17 protein-coding genes and 1 pseudogene are annotated in these 16,581 nt (G+C 63.8%); 8 read left to right on the top strand and 10 right to left on the bottom strand.

Annotated elements, in window-relative coordinates; translation table 11 throughout:
• Positions 1-23 precede the first annotated feature (23 nt).
• From bioB to OXH74_RS10285, 7 genes are all read right to left on the bottom strand, one after another.
• On the bottom strand, positions 24-1,082 hold the full coding sequence (bioB, locus tag OXH74_RS10315) for a biotin synthase BioB (RefSeq protein WP_375741124.1): 1,059 nt from the start codon (positions 1,080-1,082) through the stop codon (positions 24-26).
• A gap of 160 nt (positions 1,083-1,242) precedes the next feature.
• Positions 1,243-2,559, bottom strand: a complete 1,317-nt coding sequence (locus OXH74_RS10310) for a purine-cytosine permease family protein (RefSeq protein WP_375741123.1) — start codon at positions 2,557-2,559, stop codon at positions 1,243-1,245.
• Between the two features lie 107 nt (positions 2,560-2,666).
• Positions 2,667-3,644 carry a biotin-dependent carboxyltransferase family protein gene (locus tag OXH74_RS10305; protein WP_375741122.1) on the bottom strand — a complete coding sequence of 326 codons (978 nt, stop codon included), beginning with the start codon at positions 3,642-3,644 and terminating at the stop codon, positions 2,667-2,669.
• Entirely contained in the window at positions 3,634-4,515 is an 882-nt protein-coding gene (locus OXH74_RS10300) for an allophanate hydrolase subunit 1 (protein WP_375741121.1), read from the bottom strand. The genes OXH74_RS10305 and OXH74_RS10300 overlap by 11 nt, the downstream gene beginning before the upstream one ends.
• Before the next feature lies 1 nt (position 4,516).
• Complete coding sequence (locus tag OXH74_RS10295) at positions 4,517-5,905, bottom strand: acetyl-CoA carboxylase biotin carboxylase subunit (RefSeq protein WP_375741120.1); 1,389 nt, start codon at positions 5,903-5,905, stop codon at positions 4,517-4,519.
• A gap of 10 nt (positions 5,906-5,915) precedes the next feature.
• The gene (locus tag OXH74_RS10290; RefSeq protein WP_215380870.1) at positions 5,916-6,164 is read right to left on the bottom strand and encodes an acetyl-CoA carboxylase; all 249 of its coding nucleotides are present in this window, start codon (positions 6,162-6,164) and stop codon (positions 5,916-5,918) included.
• A gap of 49 nt (positions 6,165-6,213) precedes the next feature.
• Positions 6,214-6,972 (bottom strand): 5-oxoprolinase subunit PxpA, encoded by a 759-nt coding sequence (locus OXH74_RS10285; RefSeq protein WP_375741119.1) that lies wholly within the window; start codon positions 6,970-6,972, stop codon positions 6,214-6,216.
• 127 nt (positions 6,973-7,099) lie between these two features.
• Here OXH74_RS10285 and OXH74_RS10280 point away from each other — a divergent pair, with 127 nt between their 5' ends.
• The 6 genes from OXH74_RS10280 (at position 7,100) to rarD (ending at position 12,177) form a co-directional block, all read left to right on the top strand.
• On the top strand, positions 7,100-8,017 hold the full coding sequence (locus tag OXH74_RS10280) for a LysR family transcriptional regulator (protein WP_375741118.1): 918 nt from the start codon (positions 7,100-7,102) through the stop codon (positions 8,015-8,017).
• Between the two features lie 60 nt (positions 8,018-8,077).
• Positions 8,078-8,371, top strand: a complete 294-nt coding sequence (locus OXH74_RS10275; RefSeq protein WP_215380878.1) for a hypothetical protein — start codon at positions 8,078-8,080, stop codon at positions 8,369-8,371.
• Positions 8,372-8,393: 22 nt separating this feature from the next.
• Positions 8,394-9,131: a phosphoribosyltransferase family protein gene (locus tag OXH74_RS10270; RefSeq protein ID WP_375741117.1), complete on the top strand. Its 738-nt coding sequence runs from the start codon at positions 8,394-8,396 to the stop codon at positions 9,129-9,131.
• A 72-nt stretch (positions 9,132-9,203) separates the two neighbouring features.
• A complete protein-coding gene (locus tag OXH74_RS10265) occupies positions 9,204-9,968 on the top strand; it encodes a TOBE domain-containing protein (RefSeq protein WP_375741116.1) in 765 nt (254 codons plus the stop codon).
• Positions 9,969-10,057: 89 nt separating this feature from the next.
• Complete coding sequence (locus tag OXH74_RS10260; protein ID WP_375741115.1) at positions 10,058-11,032, top strand: serine/threonine protein kinase; 975 nt, start codon at positions 10,058-10,060, stop codon at positions 11,030-11,032.
• A 257-nt stretch (positions 11,033-11,289) separates the two neighbouring features.
• Positions 11,290-12,177 carry an EamA family transporter RarD gene (rarD, locus tag OXH74_RS10255; protein ID WP_215380888.1) on the top strand — a complete coding sequence of 296 codons (888 nt, stop codon included), beginning with the start codon at positions 11,290-11,292 and terminating at the stop codon, positions 12,175-12,177.
• A gap of 108 nt (positions 12,178-12,285) precedes the next feature.
• Here the strand turns inward: rarD and OXH74_RS10250 are convergent, their stop codons facing one another.
• Entirely contained in the window at positions 12,286-12,804 is a 519-nt protein-coding gene (locus OXH74_RS10250) for a glycine cleavage system protein R (RefSeq protein ID WP_215380891.1), read from the bottom strand.
• Positions 12,805-12,837: 33 nt separating this feature from the next.
• Positions 12,838-13,284 carry a GNAT family N-acetyltransferase gene (locus tag OXH74_RS10245; protein ID WP_375741114.1) on the bottom strand — a complete coding sequence of 149 codons (447 nt, stop codon included), beginning with the start codon at positions 13,282-13,284 and terminating at the stop codon, positions 12,838-12,840.
• 37 nt (positions 13,285-13,321) lie between these two features.
• Here OXH74_RS10245 and OXH74_RS10240 point away from each other — a divergent pair, with 37 nt between their 5' ends.
• Positions 13,322-13,492, top strand: coding sequence for a hypothetical protein (locus OXH74_RS10240; RefSeq protein WP_375741113.1), 171 nt, complete (start codon positions 13,322-13,324; stop codon positions 13,490-13,492).
• 110 nt (positions 13,493-13,602) lie between these two features.
• Positions 13,603-15,780 (top strand): malate synthase G, encoded by a 2,178-nt coding sequence (locus OXH74_RS10235; protein WP_375741112.1) that lies wholly within the window; start codon positions 13,603-13,605, stop codon positions 15,778-15,780.
• Between the two features lie 297 nt (positions 15,781-16,077).
• Here the strand turns inward: OXH74_RS10235 and OXH74_RS10230 are convergent.
• Positions 16,078-16,509, bottom strand: a pseudogene (locus OXH74_RS10230) (response regulator); the annotation flags it as partial.
• Positions 16,510-16,581: the final 72 nt, after the last annotated feature.

Raw genomic sequence — 16,581 nt, 5'->3', positions numbered from 1 at the left:
CTACAGGATTCGGTGATGCAGTGTCAGGCGGACGCAGCGTCGTAGAACAGTTTGGAATCGCGCTGTTCGACCAGGGCCTGCTCGATGGCGGCCTGATGCACCTCGTCGGCGTGCTCTTCGCGCTCTTCCGGCTTGATGCCGAGACGGGCGAACAGCTGCATGTCTTTTTCCGCCTGCGGGTTGGCGGTGGTCAGCAACTTCTCGCCGTAGAAGATCGAGTTGGCGCCGGCCATGAAGGCCAGGGCCTGCATCTGCTCGTTCATCTGCTCGCGACCGGCGGACAGTCGGACGTGGGACTTCGGCATCATGATGCGCGCCACGGCCAGGGTGCGGATGAAGTCGAACGGGTCGACATCCTTCTCTTCTGCCAGCGGGGTGCCCTGGACCTTGACCAGCATGTTGATCGGAACCGATTCCGGATGCTCCGGCAGGTTGGCCAGCTGGATCAACAGGCCGGCGCGGTCGTCGACGGACTCGCCCATGCCGAGGATGCCGCCGGAACAGATCTTCATCCCTGCCTCACGCACGTAGGCCAGGGTCTGCAGGCGCTCGCTGTAGGTGCGGGTGGTGATGATGTTGCCGTAGAACTCCGGCGAGGTATCCAGGTTGTGGTTGTAGTAGTCGAGGCCGGCCTCGGCCAACGCCTGGGTCTGCTCCTGGGTCAGCTTGCCGAGGGTCATGCAGGTTTCCAAGCCGAGCTTCTTCACACCTTTGACCATTTCCAGCACATAGGGCATGTCCTTGGCGGACGGGTGCTTCCAGGCGGCGCCCATGCAGAAACGGGTAGAGCCGATGGACTTGGCTTCGGCTGCGGCCTGGAGGACCTTCTGCACCTCCATCAGCTTTTCCTTGTCCAGGCCGGTGTTGTAGTGGCCGGACTGCGGGCAGTACTTGCAGTCTTCCGGGCAGGCGCCGGTCTTGATCGACAACAGCGTGGAAACCTGTACCCGGTTCGGGTCGAAATGTGCGCGGTGGACAGTCTGGGCCTGGAACAGCAGATCGTTGAACGGCTGCTCGAACAGCGCCTTCACTTCGGCAAGGGACCAATCGTGGCGGGTAACGAGGGTTGCAGTTGCACTCATGGAGGTTTCCTTCGACGCTTTGGCGTTGCTTCTTGTCAGGGATGCCCGGCTGTGACACCGGTAATTCAGGCTTAGGGCATCATAAGTTGAGCTATGACGCTGTCAACCACAAACTGGACACAGGTTTACATCTGGTCATTTTTTGATCACCCAGCATTCGCTACGCCAAGGCAGCTCGCCCGGCTTTGCCAAAGCGCGCGGCAACGCCGTAGACGCCCGCCGAGACCAGGAAAGTCAGCGGGGCCGAAAGCGACTGCAGCACGCCGCCAGCCTGCATCAGCGCGAAGCCCAGCAGCACACCACAGAACCAGGCGGCCAATCCGACAGCATTCAGGTTGGGGGAATCAGTCACCTGGGCCGTCCCCTTGCCAAGGATGTGCGCCAGCGCCACGCCAACCCAGGCCACCACGAACACGCCCTGCCAGGCCAGCGCCTTGAGCAGCCAGGCGAACACATCCGCCAGCATCAGGCCGTAGACCGCCGCTCCTACCACCAAGGCCCAGACCAGGCGCGAATAACGCAGGCGCAGCAGGTCGCCGAAGAAGGCCTGCATGTTTACCGTGGCCAGGTAGTAGTTGGCAGTATTGATGCGCGTCTGGGTGACCCAGACGAACAGCAGACCCCAGATACCCATCAGCTGGAGAATCGCCAGCACCACCGTCACTTCGCTCAGCTCACCCTGGCGCGGAATGCTCGCGGCGAGGTAGATGCCGGCCATGCCGTTGAGCAGGAAGGTCACCAGATAGAAGGGCATGCCGAAGTTCCAGCGGCCGTGGTACGTGGCGTCTTCCGGCTTGCCGAAACGTGCGTAGTCGAAGGTAAACATCATCAGCACCCACACGCCCATGTAGGCGGTGAAGCAATCCCACCAGCCAGTCGCCGACGGCTCGGCAGGGCCGAAATCCAGCCACTGCGGCTGGTAGCCGTATTCGCCTATGGACAACGCCACGGCGGCCAGCAGACCGAACAGGTAGAACGGCAGTAGTACGCCGTTGAATTTGTCCAGCCAGTTCTGCACGCTGCCGAAGATCAGCGGCACGCTGTACAACACCACCAGCAGCGCTGCCAACGGGTAGGAAATAGACGGATAGAGATGATTGAACGCCACCGCGATCACCGAGCCTTCGAAGACCGCGTAGTAGATCGCCGTGGAGAAGAAGATCAGCGTTGCCAGGGAGGCGCCAAGCCGGCCGAACAGCACACGCGAGAACAGCGCCACCGATAGGCCGCTGCGTACGGCGAAGCGACTGATCACCGCGTTGATCACACCGTAGCAGACCACAGAAAGCAGCATGCCAATGATGGCGTTACGCGCGCCGTAAGCCAGCGCCAACGACGCTCCGACCACGATGTAGAACATGGCGCTGCACACGGCCCACCAGGCCATGGTCAGCGAGAGCTTGCCCATCCGAGCGTTGAGGGGAACAGGTTGGGTGGAAAGGTCGATGTCTTGTTCTTGTGTCGACAGACTTGCCATCTTGGTTTCTCCGCAAGATGAGGCCCAGGTTTTGCGGCAACAGGGGACCGCGACGGCTCCCTGCGAAGAGGGAGCCACCGGGTACCGCCGTTGCCGCGCGTGGTTAATCAGGCAAGGAAGAAGCGGTTCAGCCGTTCGAGTTGCTGGTTGTAGTGACGTCGGACCGCCAACGCCTCTTCCAAGGTGATGGCGACGAAACGGGCGCGCTGGTTCGGCTGCATCTGCGCCATCAGGTTGAGGTCAGGGCTGATCACCGTTCCGATCATCGCGTAGCCTCCGCCGGACACCGCATCCCGGTGCAGGATGATGGGCTCCAGCCCGCCTGGCACCTGGATCGAGCCGATGGGGTAGCAGGCGTCGACGATATTCGAGGGATCGGAACCGGCGCCGAAGGGCTGTTCGCGCGGTTCGAACTCCAGCGGAGTGCCGCCCTTGAAGCGGTAGCCGGTGCGATCGGCTTCCGAGCCTACGGTCCAGGTATCGGCGAAGAACTGCTCCGCCGCGCGGGCGGTGAGGCGGTGATGGTAAAGACCCGGGACCACGCGCAGGGCCACTTCTCCACCCAACTCGATATGCAACGAGCGCGGCAGGGCCAGGCCTTCGCGATCCTGCCCGGACGGTTGGCCCAGCGGCAGTTCATCACCGGCAGCCAGACGACGGCCGTTGAAGCCGCCGATGGAGCCGAGGCCGTAGGTGGAACGGCTGCCGAGCACCTCCGGTACATCGATGCCGCCGTCGATGGCGACATAACCCCGGGCCCCGGCCTTGATGTAATCAAAGCCCAGCACCTGGCCAGCGCGCACACGGAACGTGGCGTCCTGGGGCATCTCGGCGCCATCCAGGCGAGGCGTCATGCGTGCGCCGCACACCGCCACCAGGGCATCGCGCTGGAATTCCAGCTGCGGGCCAAGCAGCGTGCATTCGAGCACGGCGGCAGTCGCCGGGTTGCCGACCAACAGGTTGGCGGCTCGCAGCGCGTACTGGTCGAGCGCACCGGACGGCGGAATCCCCAGGTGGTAATGGCCCTCGCGGCCGGCGTCCTGCACCGAGGTGGCGAGACCGGGTTTCAGCACCTTAATCGACATGGAGCACCTCCTGCAGGTGCTGATTGCAGCCTTGCGGGTCCTGGATGAAGGCATCCAGGTCGAAAGTGACCGGACGGATGCGCAACTGGAAGGTTCCAGCCTCGACTTCGGCCACGGCCTGGTCGTAGGCCTCGCGGTCGATGGGCTTGAACTTGACGATGTCGCCGGAGCGGAAGAACACCATGGACTCCTTCAGGTAGCCCAGGCGCTGCTGCGGGTCGTAGATGGGCGCAGGGGTGACGCCGAACATCTGGTAGCCGCCAGCCCCACGCACCGAGTAGATGCAGCCGAAGCAGCCGCCGTGGCCGAGGGTCAGCTTAGGCGTGTCGGTGCGCGGACGCAGGTACTTGGGCACCTGCAACTGCTGCTCGCGCTCGACCATCTGGTACATGAAGGGCAGCCCAGCGACGAAGCCGACCATGGAAACGAACCAGGGCGTGCCGCTGTGGGCGTCGATGAAAGCCTGCGCGTCGGCATAGCCGTTGACCTTGGCCGCGTACTCCAGGTCGGTGGCGGACGGGTCCTGGTGGCGGTCGCGGAAGCGCATCAGCGTTTCATGGGTCCAGGGATCGTTATAGAGCACCGGGATCTCGATGATGCGCGTCTGGATGCTGCGCTCGGCAGTGGCCTCGGCCTCCAGTTCGCGGACCTTTTCCAGCAGCGCCTGCGGGGCGATTTCGTCGGGGTTGAAGCGGATCTGGAAGGATGCGTTGGCCAGACAGATATCGAGCACGCCTGGCAGCGCCTGCTGCTCGACGGCGCGGGTGATTGCCATGCCGCGGAAGAAGGCTTCCAGCGACATGGACTCGGACACTTCGGCGAACAGATGCTCATCGCCGCCGAAGCTGTAGCGCACGGGTTCTGCGTTCATCTCAAGCCTCCGGGGCGGCGGGCGCCAGCAGAGCAGCTCGTTCGGCGAGCCAGGGTTCCAGGGTTCCGGTGTCGAACTGACCGTCACGCACCGCCGGGTCGGCGAGCAGCAGACGGTGCAGCGCGATGGTGGTGGCCATGCCGGTGAGACGGGTGGTGTCCAGCGCCGCTTCGGCCCGGGCGAAGGCCTCGGCGCGGTCGCCGCCGTGCACCACCAGCTTAGCCAGCAGCGAGTCGTAATAGGCCGGGACCCTATAGCCCTCGAACAAGTGGCTCTCCACGCGGATACCCTCGCCTTGCGGCCAGATCAGCTCCTCCACCAGGCCCGGGCTGGGGAAGAAGTTGCGCGCGGGGTCCTCGGCGTTGATGCGCATTTCCAGCGCCGCGCCCTGGATGCGGATGTCGTCCTGACGCAGCGACAGCGGCTCGCCGCCGGCGATGCGCAGCATCCATTGCACCAGGTCGATGCCGGTGATCATCTCGCTGATCGGATGCTCGACCTGGATGCGCGTGTTCATCTCGATGAAGAAGAACTCGCCGCTGTGGGAGTCGAACAGGTATTCCAGGGTGCCAGCGCCGCAATAACCGATGTCGCGAGCCAGGCGCACGGCGCTGTCGCACAAGGCATGGCGCTGCTCGGCGCTGAGCACGGGCGATGGCGCTTCTTCGAACACCTTCTGCCGGCGACGCTGCAGCGAGCACTCGCGTTCGAACAGGTGCACCGCGTGCTGACCATCACCGAGAATCTGCACCTCGATATGACGCGCCTGACGAATGAAGCGTTCCAGATACACGGCGCCGGACCCGAATGCCGCCAGGGCTTCGCGCTGGGCCAGGGGAAATTCGCGGGACAGTTCGGCGGCGTCGTGGGCGATGCGGATGCCGCGCCCGCCACCACCGGCAGAGGCCTTGATCAGCAATGGATAGCCCACTGTCTCGGCGCAGGCCAGGGCCGAGGCGAGGTCATCCAGCTCACCCGGCGAGCCTGGCACCACCGGTACGCCGGCGGCCTGGGCGGTGCGCCGCGCTTCGGCCTTATCGCCCATGCGGCGGATGGTGTCGGCACCCGGGCCGACGAAAATCAGGCCCGCCTCGACCACCGCCTGGGCAAAGGCGGCGTTCTCCGAAAGGAATCCATAACCGGGGTGGATGGCATTGGCGCCGCTGTCCCGCGCGGCTTGCAGCAGAGCCTCGGCGTTCAGATAACTCTTGTCGGCGCGGGCCGGGCCGATGATCCGCACCTCGTCGGCCAGACGGGCCGGCAGCGACTCGGCGTCGGCCTCGCTGCACGCGGCCACGGTGGGAATGCCCAAGGCTTGGGCTGCGCGGATGATGCGTACGGCGATCTCGCCGCGGTTGGCCACCAGCAGCTTGTGGATGGAGTTGCTCATCGCCCGGCCCTCACACGTCGGTTTCGATCACGGCCAGCAATTGCCCCGGCTCCACCGGGTCACCGTCCTCGGCGTGGAACGCCAGCACCCGACCGCCCTGGTCGGAGGTTAATTCGGAGAACTGTTTCATCACCTCCACCAGCCCGATCACGGCACCGGCTTGCACACGGTCACCGGCGTTGGCGTAGTTGTCGGCATCCGGGCTCGGCTTGCGGTAGAAGGTGCCGGGCAAAGGGGAAAGCACGTGATATTCGGCCATTTCTATTCCTCTTGTAGTCATTGTCTAGGCAGGCGAAGTAAGGGAGGGCTCAGCGCGGCGCCCTGACGGCGATGCCCGCGGCATCCAGGCGCGCGCGGGTGCGCTGGACCAGGGCCAGGGCTCCGGGCGTGTCGCTGTGGATGCACACCGAGTCGAAGGCGATCGGGATGTCCTGGCCATCGACGGTCTGCACCACGCCTTCCTGGCAGGCACGCAGCACCTTGTCGGCGACCTGTTCCGGGTCCAGCGCAGTGATCCTGCGGATGAACACGATGGAGCCGGAGGCGTCGTAGTCGCGGTCGGCGTAGAACTCGCGCACCACCGGCTGGCCCAGCTCCTGGGCGATGCGGCAGGTAGCCGACCCGTCCATGCAAAACAGCAGCAGTTCGGGGTCGAGGCGACGAAGGGTTTCGATGAACAGGCGGGCAGCGCCCTCATCACGCGCCAGGTGCATGTAGAGCGCACCGTGGGGCTTGATGTGCTGCAGACGCAGGCCTTGCAGACGGGCGAACTCACGCAGGGCGCCGAGCTGGTAAAGCATGTCGTTGACCAGCTCCTGGGCAGGCGCATTGATATGCCGGCGGCCAAAGCCCACCAGGTCGCGGAAGCCCGGATGGGCGCCGATGGCCACGCCGTGGCGCTGGGCCAGTACGACGGTGCGCTGCATGGTGTTGGGATCGCCGGCGTGGAAGCCGGTGGCGATGTTGGCGGTGCTGATCAGCGGCATGATCGCTTCGTCGACGCCATCGCCAATGGTCCATGGGCCAAATCCTTCGCCCATGTCGGAATTGAGGTCGACCTCGGTCATCGCTTGCTTGCCTCTTGTTGTCGGATGTCGATGGAGCCGACGTTAAAAGGCACCCTAGGTATTGGGAAGATTTATTATTCGATAGACTGAGTTCTGAAAAATCGATACCCCCTGACAGGTCTCTACCATGGCATTCACGCTGCGCCAGGTCCGCTATTTCGTCGCCACCGCCGAGGTCGGGCAGATATCCCAGGCCGCCATCCACCTGAGCATTTCCCAGTCGGCGGTCACCAGCGCCATCCAGGAACTGGAGAGCCTGCTCGGCGTCAGCCTGTTCATCCGCTCGCCGCAAGGCATGACCCTGACCGACAGCGGCCGGCACTTCCTCAACCACGCTTACTCCATCCTGCGCAGTGTCGAGGACGCGCTGAAAAGCCCGCTGCCGGATACCAGCATCGAGGGCAGCCTGAGCGTGGCCGCCAGTTACACGGTGATGGGCTACTTCCTGCCCTATCACCTGCAGCGGCTCGCGCAGTGGTACCCGGGCATCCAGCTGAACCTCTTCGAGCAGGAGCGCGAAACCATCGAGCGTGGTCTGCTGGACGGCCAGTTCGACATGGCCGTGGTGCTGACCGCCAACCTGCAGCACCCGAACATCGCCGCCGAAACCCTGTTCAGCTCGGAACGGCGCCTCTGGCTGCCCAATCGCCACCCGCTCAGCGAGCGGCCCTCAGTGAGCCTGGAGGACGTCGCCCGCGAGCCCTTCATCATGCTGACGGTGGACGAAGCCGATCAGACCGCCCTGCGTTACTGGGAGAGCAGCCATCTGCAGCCCAGAGTGATCCTGCGCACCAGTTCAGTGGAGGCGGTGCGCAGCATGGTGGCGAATGGTTCGGGCGTGGCGATCCTTTCCGACTTGGTGTACCGGCCCTGGTCACTGGAAGGACGGCGCATCGAGACCCTGTCGTTGAACGACCCTGTGCCACCGATGAGCGTCGGACTGGCCTGGCGTCGCGACCTGGAGTTCAGTGAACCGATGAAAGCCTTCCGCGAATATTTCCGGCACTCTTTCCTGGCCCCGCAACTGAGCAGTTCGCGGCGCTGAACCTGGCATGATTGGCAGGTTCAAACCATCAGCCTGACGCTAAAGGAGCACCACACCGCAATGCGTACCGAAGGATTCTTCGATTGGCTCGGCCATCTGCTGGGCTCGATCATCCGTTTTTTCGTCGAGCTGCTGTCAGGCGCACTCGGCGGCATCAGCGATGCCATCGACGACTTCGTCCATGGCATGGCGCGCGCCATTGGCATGGACGTCTCGTTCTTCAGCCTGATCCTGCTGGTGATCGGCCTGTTGCTGCTCTATGCCGGCATCCGCGCCCTGATACGTCGCTCGATCATCGGCGGGTTGATTCTCACCTTCCTCGGCCTGGTGGTGATGAGCTGGCTGATCGCCTGACCCACGTCCCAAGGAGGGGACCATGCATCCATGGCTCACGCGACTCTGGCAACGACGCCCGGCCTGGCTGACGCCCAGCCCGGTCTGCCTTCTCTGTGGTGGCACGGGTGTTGACCTGCCCATCTGTGCCGGCTGCGAAGCCGAACTGCCCTGGCTGGGAGGACGCTGCTCGATCTGCGCCCTGCCGCTGCCCACTCTCGATCTGCCCTGCGGCGAATGCCTGAAACGCTTGCCGCCATTCACACGAGTGGAAGCCCCATGGCGCTATGGCTTCCCGGTGGACAGCCTGATCACCCGTTTCAAGCACCAGGGCCAGTGGCCCATGGGCCGCCTGCTGGCCGAGCTGCTGGGCCACCACTTGGCTCACGCCTACAGCGAAGGCCTTCCGCGCCCCGCCGCCCTGCTGCCGGTGCCATTGGCTCCGCGACGGCTGCGCCAGCGCGGTTTCAATCAGGCACAGATGCTCGCACGCTGGCTCGGCGACGACCTGGGTCTCACCGTGCGGGCCAACTGGCTTCAGCGCATCAGCGAAACACCCGCCCAGCAGGGACTGGACGCCAAGGCCCGCCGCCGCAACCTGCGCCAGGCCTTCGACCTGGCCACCGATGCGCAACCGGCCGGCCTGCACCTGGCCATAGTCGACGACGTGCTGACCACCGGCACGACTGCGCACTATCTGGCGCGGCTGCTCAAGCGCCACGGCGCCGAGCGGGTCGACATCTACTGCCTGGCACGTACGCCCAGCCCCGGTGACTCCTGAGCGGACCGAACCCTTGACTTGTCGGTCAGGCTCCAGCAGCCTGCGCGCCAAAGCCCCAGACGATTCTGTCCCATGAGCCTGTCCACCACCCTTGCCCAACAGCTCGCCCGTCGTCCGCAGCGCGTGGCCCTGCTCGAGCAGATCGCCGTGCAAGGCTCGATCACCCGTGCCGCCAAGGCAGCAGGACTGAGCTACAAGGCCGCCTGGGATGCTATCGACGAGTTGAACAACCTTGCCGGGCGGTCTCTGGTGGAACGCACCGTCGGCGGCAAGGGCGGCGGCGGGGCGCGACTCTCAGCCGAGGGCGAGCGTTTGCTGGCGCTCTACAAACGCCTGGAAAGCCTGCAGGCGCGCCTGCTGGAAAGCGCCGAAAGCGAGCAGGACCTCGAGCTGCTCGGCCGACTGATGCTGCGTACCAGCGCGCGCAATCAGCTCAGCGGGCGGGTGGTCGCCATCCAGCCGCAGGGGCGCAATGACCTGGTGGAGATCGAACTTGCCGGCGGCGCCCGTATCCAAGCGCAGATCACCCGCGACAGCACCGAAAAGCTCGAGCTGGCAGCAGGGCGCGGTGTCGTCGCCTTGATCAAGGCCGGCTGGTTGAGCCTGGACGCGCTGTCGAGCCCGGCCGATCCGCAGCTGAATCAACTGGAAGGCTGGATCGAGCAGATCCTGCCTGCCGACGACGGCCCCTCTGAAGTCCGCATCGGCATGGCGAGCGGTCTGACTCTATGCGCGCTGGTGGAGCCCGAATTGCTTGCGAAGCTGGGACTTCAAGGCGGCGATCCGGTGCGTGCGCAGTTTGCCCCTGGCCAGGTTCTGCTCGGCACGCCGCTCTAGGAGCGAGCCTGCTCACCGATGCTGGCGATCTTTGCGAGCAAGCTCGCTCCTACAGGAATAGACTGGGTGCCCTGATGACGGAGCCGCGCATGTCCCATCCCTTCGATGACCTCACCCCCGACCTGGTGCTCGATGCCGTCGAAAGCCTCGGCTACCTCAGCGACGCTCGAATCCTCGCACTGAACAGCTACGAGAACCGCGTCTACCAGGTCGGCATCGAAGACAGCGAGCCGCTGATTGCCAAGTTCTACCGTCCGCAGCGCTGGAGCGATGCGGCGATCCGCGAAGAGCACAGCTTCAGCGCCGAACTGGCCGAGTGCGAAGTGCCGGTCGTGGCGCCGCTGGTGTGCGACGGAGAAAGCCTCTTCGAACACGCGGGTTTCCGCTTCGCCCTGTTCCCCCGTCGGGGCGGCCGTGCTCCCGAGCCCGGCAATCTCGACCAACTCTACCGCCTCGGCCAGCTCCTCGGACGCTTGCACGCCGTGGGCGCGACACGACCGTTCGAGCACCGTGAGACGCTGACGGTGGAAAACTTCGGTCACCAATCCCTGGCCACCCTGCTGGACGGCGGTTTCATCCCGCGCAGCCTGCTGCCGGCCTATGAGTCGGTCGCTCGCGACCTGCTCAAGCGCATCGACAAGCTGGTCAGTGAAACGCGCTTCCAGCCGATCCGCCTGCACGGCGATTGCCACCCCGGAAACCTGCTGTGCCGCGACGACGTCTTCCACGTGGTCGACCTCGACGACTGCCGCATGGGCCCGGCGGTGCAGGACCTGTGGATGATGCTGGCCGGCGACCGCTTCGAGCGCATCGGGCAACTTGCCGAGCTGATCGACGGCTACCAGGAATTCCACGATTTCGACTCGCGTGAGTTGCCGCTGATCGAAGGCCTGCGCGCCCTCCGCCTGATGCATCACAGCGCCTGGATCGCCCGCCGCTGGGACGATCCAGCCTTCCCGATGCACTTCTCCTGGTTCGGTAGCGAACGCTACTGGGGCGACCAGATCCTGACCCTGCGCGAACAACTGTCGGCGCTGGACGAAGAGCCGCTGAAGCTGTTCTGACCCGAAACACTGGTCAGTCGGTAAGCCTGCGGAGCGGCCTTTGCAGGAGCGAGCTTACCCGCGAACCCGGCGGCAAGGAATTCGCCAGCAAGCTGGTTCCTACTGAGTCGTAGCCATGCAGAAGTTGCTGGCGTAAAGCAGCCTTTACGCTTTCCGATTGCACAGGCTTGCGGAAAAAACCTGAGCACACAGACAAGCCCCGACAGCGCCCACTAGAATGATGGCCCACTCGTTAGCTGCCTAATCAAGGACCGCACATGGCAACCGCCGACCCGCGTCGCGGGTACATCCTGGGACTGACCGCCTACATCATCTGGGGCCTGTTTCCGCTCTACTTCAAAGTCATCCAGAGCGTTCCAGCACTGGAAATCATCGTTCATCGCGCCCTCTGGTCAGCCGTGTTCGGCGCGCTGCTCCTGCTGGTGTGGAAGCATCCCGGCTGGCTGCGCGAACTGCGCGACAACCCCAAGCGTTTCGGGGTTCTGGCGGCCAGCGGCATCTTGATCGCCGGCAACTGGCTGGTCTATGTCTGGGCGGTGAACAACGGTCGCATGCTCGAGGCGAGTCTCGGTTACTACATCAACCCGCTGATCAACGTGCTGCTGGGGATGCTGATCCTCGGCGAGCGCCTGCGAAGGCTGCAGTGGCTGGCAGTGCTGCTGGCCGCCGTCGGCGTGGCGCAGCAGATCTGGCAGGTGGGTGCGCTGCCGTGGGTCTCGCTAACCCTGGCGCTGACCTTCGGATTCTACGGTCTGATCCGCAAGCAAGCGCCAGTGGCCGCCCTGCCGGGCCTGGTGGTGGAAACCTGGCTGCTGCTGCCGCTGGCCATCGGCTGGCTGCTGCTCAGCCCGAATGCGGCTTCGTCCCAGGCTGCGTTCTGGAGCACGCCTGAAGCCCTCTGGCTGGTTGCCGCGGGCCCCATCACCCTGGTTCCGCTGGTGTGCTTCAACGCCGCCGCACGCCACCTGCCCTACACCACGCTGGGTTTTCTCCAGTACCTGGCGCCGACCCTGGTGATGCTGCAGGCGATCTTCCTGTTCGACGAGCATTTCGACCCGAGCAAACTCCTGGCCTTCTGCTTCATCTGGGCGGGACTTGCGATCTACAGCGTCGATGCCTGGCTTACCCTGCGGCGCAACGCCTGAACTCCTCATGGATGGGTGGATGTCGCTTTAACATCCACCCACTCGGCTGGCTTCAACGTCGCCGCTGGATCGCTGCGGCGAATCCATGCCGCGCTGCCAGGAGCACACTCACTTTTCCTTATGCAGGTTCAGCTCCACCATCAACTCATCCGCCAGGGTCTCCAACTTGGCCTGCAACACGTCCAGCGACAAGGATAGCGGCACGGCCAGGACCGCCTCGGCGTGGAACAGCGGTTCGCTGCTCATCGGCGCCGGGGCCACCTCGGTGACCAGGCTTTCCAGGTTGACGCCCAGTTCGGAAAGCAGCCGGGTGATGTCGCGGACAATCCCAGGCCGGTCATTGCCGACCAGGTCCAGCAGGATCGGTTTCCAGGTGCAGGCCGGCTCGATCCCGCTTTGCGCCAGCATCACGCGGATGCCGTGGGCATTCAGGCTTTGCAGACCCTCGACCAGTTCGTCGTAGCCCTCGGCCGGCACCGCCACCCGAAGAATGCCGGCGAACTGCCCAGCCATCCGTGACATGCGACTTTCCAACCAGTTTCCGCCATGGGCTGCGATGCACTGGGCGATGCGTTCGACCAGCCCGGGCTGATCTGGTGCGATGACCGTAAGTACCAGATGATCCACGCTCGACTCCTCGTTGGGGAACTGACAGCCAGCCTAGGCCAGACTCAGCCAGTAGGTGAAGAAGACCTCGTCGCGCACATAGCCGAGCCGCTCATAAAGCGCCTGGCCAGCTAGATTGGTCTTCGCGGTTTCCAGTTGCAGGCCACAGGCACCAGTCGCCTCGGCATGGGCGCGTGCCGCATTCATCAAGGCTTCACCAACGCCGTGACGGCGCGCCGGGGGCACTACATAAAGATCGCTCAACAACCAGGCCGGCGCCATCGCCAGCGATGAATGAAACGGGTAAAGCTGGATGAAGCCCAGGGCTGCCCCTGCGTCATCGCGGGCGATGAACAGGGTCGAGTCGCGTCGCTGCAGCCGATCATCGAGAAACGCACGCACGGCCGGGAGTGGCTTGGGCACTTCATAGAACTCAAGGTAGCCGGCGAACAGTTCGGAGAGATCATCAAGGTCACTATAGGTGGCGAGGCGGACGGGCATGGCATGACTCCGGGCAAGGCTCGAAGGAGTATAGGAAATGCCTGAACGAACGCCCGAAATCCACACCCATGAGGCATGCGACGGCCTGTCGCAGTTCAATCGAAAAATAAATCGTGTACATTTTTCAGATTTAACTGGAACAATGAGCCAGTTTTTTGAGAACATTCTGCCCGCTGCCGTGACCGTAAACCAGCTTTTAGTCGTATAGCGACGCAAGCCCACTGATTTTCGCGGCAGCTTCATGTAGTATGCCGCGCTTCGGACTACAAGAAGGGAAACCCCCAGTCCGAGCGGATATTGAGCAGAGTGAGGCAAGCAATGACTGAGCGCGTTCAAGTCGGTGGCCTTCAGGTCGCCAGAGTCCTGTTCGACTTCGTGAACAACGAAGCCATCCCCGGATCCGGCATTGCCGCCGATAAGTTCTGGGCCGGTGTGGAAGCCGTCATCAATGACCTGGCTCCGAAGAACAAAGCCCTCCTCGCCAAACGCGATGAACTGCAGGCCAAGATCGATGCCTGGCACCAGGCACGCGCCGGCCAGACCCATGATGCCGTGGCCTACAAGGCATTCCTCCAGGAAATCGGCTACCTGCTGCCGGAGCCGGCCGACTTCCAGGCCAGCACCCAGAACGTCGACGAAGAGATCGCCCGCATGGCTGGCCCGCAGCTGGTGGTGCCGGTAATGAATGCACGCTTCGCCCTGAACGCCGCCAACGCCCGCTGGGGTTCGCTCTACGATGCCCTCTACGGCACCGATGCGATCAGCGAAGAAGGCGGCGCCGAGAAGGGCAAGGGCTACAACATGGTCCGTGGCGACAAGGTCATTGCCTTCGCCCGCGCCTTCCTCGATGAGGCCGCGCCGCTGGAAGGCGCTTCCCACGTCGACGCCACCGCTTATGTAGTGAAGAACGGCACGCTTGCTATCAGCCTGAAGAACGGCACTGAAACCGGGCTGAAGAATGCCGCCCAGTTCATCGCCTTCCAGGGTGACGCCGCTAACCCCGCGGCCGTGCTGCTCAAGCACAACGGCCTGCACTTCGAAATCCAGATCGACCCCACCAGCCCGATCGGTCAGACCGATGCCGCTGGCGTGAAGGACGTGCTGATGGAGTCCGCGCTGACCACCATCATGGACTGCGAAGACTCCGTCGCCGCTGTCGATGCCGACGACAAGGTCGTGGTCTATCGCAACTGGCTGGGCCTGATGAAAGGCGACCTCACTGAAGAAGTCAGCAAGGGCGGCCAGAGCTTCACCCGCACCATGAACCCGGACCGCACGTACACCAAAGCCGACGGCAGCGAAATGACTCTGCACGGTCGTTCCCTGCTATTCGTACGTAACGTCGGTCACCTGATGACCAACCCGGCAATCCTCGACGCCCAGGGCAACGAAGTGCCTGAAGGCATCCAGGACGGCCTGTTCACCAGCCTGATCGCCCTGCACAACCTCAACGGCAACACCAGCCGCAAGAACACTCGCACCGGCTCGGTCTACATCGTCAAGCCGAAGATGCACGGCCCGGAAGAAGTCGCCTTCGCCAGCGAGCTGTTCGGTCGTGTCGAGGACGTCCTCAGCATGCCGCGCAACACCCTGAAGGTCGGCATCATGGACGAGGAGCGCCGCACCACGGTCAACCTCAAGGCCTGCATCAAGTCCGCTGCCGAGCGCGTCGTCTTCATCAACACCGGTTTCCTCGACCGTACCGGTGACGAAATCCACACCTCCATGGAAGCCGGCGCCATGGTGCGCAAGGGCGCCATGAAGGCCGAGAAGTGGATCGGTGCCTACGAGAACAACAATGTCGACGTCGGCCTGGCCACCGGCCTGCAAGGCCGCGCGCAGATCGGAAAGGGCATGTGGGCGATGCCGGACCTGATGGCAGGCATGCTCGAGCAGAAGATCGGCCACCCTCTGGCCGGCGCCAACACCGCCTGGGTCCCCTCACCCACCGCGGCTACCCTGCACGCACTGCACTACCACAAGGTCGACGTGTTCGCCCGCCAGGCAGAACTCGCCAAACGCGCACCGGCTTCTGTGGACGACATCCTGACCATCCCGCTGGCGCCGAATACCAACTGGAGCGCGGAAGAGATCCAGAACGAACTGGACAACAACGCCCAGGGCATTCTCGGTTATGTAGTGCGCTGGATCGACCAGGGCGTCGGCTGCTCCAAGGTGCCGGACATCAACGATGTCGGCCTGATGGAAGACCGCGCTACCCTGCGTATCTCCAGCCAACTGCTGGCCAACTGGCTGCGCCACGGCGTGGTCACCCGCGAGCAGATCGTCGAGAGCCTGGAGCGCATGGCATCCGTGGTCGACCGGCAGAACGTCAATGACCCGCTGTACCGTCCGATGGCGCCGAACTTCGCCGACAACGTGGCCTTCCAGGCTGCGTTGGAACTGGTCGTAGAAGGCACCAAGCAACCCAACGGCTACACCGAGCCGGTGCTGCACCGCCGCCGTCGCGAGTTCAAGGCGAAGTACGGCCTGTAAGCTGCGCGATATGAAAGACCGCCCTTCCGGGCGGTTTTCCTTTGTGTCACAGAAACCTGTCCCTGTAGTGCGAGTTCATTCTCGAAGCAGGCCCTACGCCTGCCAGTGAATTCCATGGGCCTCTGAGCGTCCCTTGGCGGATGAATTCGCACCCACACTGGCCAAATCGCAGGCACAAAAAAACCGCCCTTCCGGGCGGTTTCTTCAAGCGCTCTTCAGCGCAATGACCTTCGCTTTGGCTTTCGCCTGCCTGGGACGCACCGGGGGCGGTGGTGCCTTGGGAGGCTCTGGTGGAGCACCAAATTCGATGTCTGCGAGGTTGACCAGCCGGCTGACGTCCACAGGCTTGAGCAGGAAATCCACCACCTTCATGTGCATGGCTTCGATAGCGTCCTCGACATCGGCATGAGCCGAGATGATGACTACGGGCAGGCTCGCGCGCGCCGACTGGCGCACTTGGCGCACCAGTTCCAGTCCGCTACCGCATTGCATGTGCAGCTCGGTGATCATCAGACCGATGGAAGGTCGGGTAACCAGCAGCGCCAGAGCCTGCTCACCGCTGTCGGCCGTGATGCAAGGGATGCCCTGCGATACCAGCTGGTCAGCCAAGGCATCACGTCCCGCCTCGTCGTCGTCAACCAGCAGAACGCTGGGCGGCGCACTGGGTACACGCATGATTTCGTCGAGCGCTTGCAGCTCGGCATCCGTCAACAAATCACCGTAACTCATCTAAGAATCCTCAAGGTGCCATCCATAGCGGGCCTTGCGAGCCAGTAAAAACATTTAGCACGGAATCCGCGA

Origin of the sequence: Metapseudomonas boanensis (assembly GCF_042232855.1) — a bacterium.
Taxonomy (GTDB): Bacteria; Pseudomonadota; Gammaproteobacteria; order Pseudomonadales; family Pseudomonadaceae; genus Metapseudomonas; species Metapseudomonas boanensis.
The sequence above is the reverse complement of the archived record's forward strand: the minus strand, read 5'-3'. Positions and strand labels throughout refer to the sequence as shown.

Excerpts from the sequence above, each read along its gene's own strand:
- bioB (WP_375741124.1), bottom strand. The coding sequence starts at position 1,082 with ATGAGTGCAACTGCAACCCTCGTTACCCGCCACGATTGGTCCCTTGCC.
- OXH74_RS10310 (WP_375741123.1), bottom strand. The coding sequence starts at position 2,559 with ATGGCAAGTCTGTCGACACAAGAACAAGACATCGACCTTTCCACCCAA.
- OXH74_RS10305 (WP_375741122.1), bottom strand. The coding sequence starts at position 3,644 with ATGTCGATTAAGGTGCTGAAACCCGGTCTCGCCACCTCGGTGCAGGAC.
- OXH74_RS10300 (WP_375741121.1), bottom strand. The coding sequence starts at position 4,515 with ATGAACGCAGAACCCGTGCGCTACAGCTTCGGCGGCGATGAGCATCTG.
- OXH74_RS10295 (WP_375741120.1), bottom strand. The coding sequence starts at position 5,905 with ATGAGCAACTCCATCCACAAGCTGCTGGTGGCCAACCGCGGCGAGATC.
- OXH74_RS10290 (WP_215380870.1), bottom strand. The coding sequence starts at position 6,164 with ATGGCCGAATATCACGTGCTTTCCCCTTTGCCCGGCACCTTCTACCGC.
- OXH74_RS10285 (WP_375741119.1), bottom strand. The coding sequence starts at position 6,972 with ATGACCGAGGTCGACCTCAATTCCGACATGGGCGAAGGATTTGGCCCA.
- OXH74_RS10280 (WP_375741118.1), top strand. The coding sequence starts at position 7,100 with ATGGCATTCACGCTGCGCCAGGTCCGCTATTTCGTCGCCACCGCCGAG.
- OXH74_RS10275 (WP_215380878.1), top strand. The coding sequence starts at position 8,078 with ATGCGTACCGAAGGATTCTTCGATTGGCTCGGCCATCTGCTGGGCTCG.
- OXH74_RS10270 (WP_375741117.1), top strand. The coding sequence starts at position 8,394 with ATGCATCCATGGCTCACGCGACTCTGGCAACGACGCCCGGCCTGGCTG.
- OXH74_RS10265 (WP_375741116.1), top strand. The coding sequence starts at position 9,204 with ATGAGCCTGTCCACCACCCTTGCCCAACAGCTCGCCCGTCGTCCGCAG.
- OXH74_RS10260 (WP_375741115.1), top strand. The coding sequence starts at position 10,058 with ATGTCCCATCCCTTCGATGACCTCACCCCCGACCTGGTGCTCGATGCC.
- rarD (WP_215380888.1), top strand. The coding sequence starts at position 11,290 with ATGGCAACCGCCGACCCGCGTCGCGGGTACATCCTGGGACTGACCGCC.
- OXH74_RS10245 (WP_375741114.1), bottom strand. The coding sequence starts at position 13,284 with ATGCCCGTCCGCCTCGCCACCTATAGTGACCTTGATGATCTCTCCGAA.
- OXH74_RS10240 (WP_375741113.1), top strand. The coding sequence starts at position 13,322 with ATGCCTGAACGAACGCCCGAAATCCACACCCATGAGGCATGCGACGGC.
- OXH74_RS10235 (WP_375741112.1), top strand. The coding sequence starts at position 13,603 with ATGACTGAGCGCGTTCAAGTCGGTGGCCTTCAGGTCGCCAGAGTCCTG.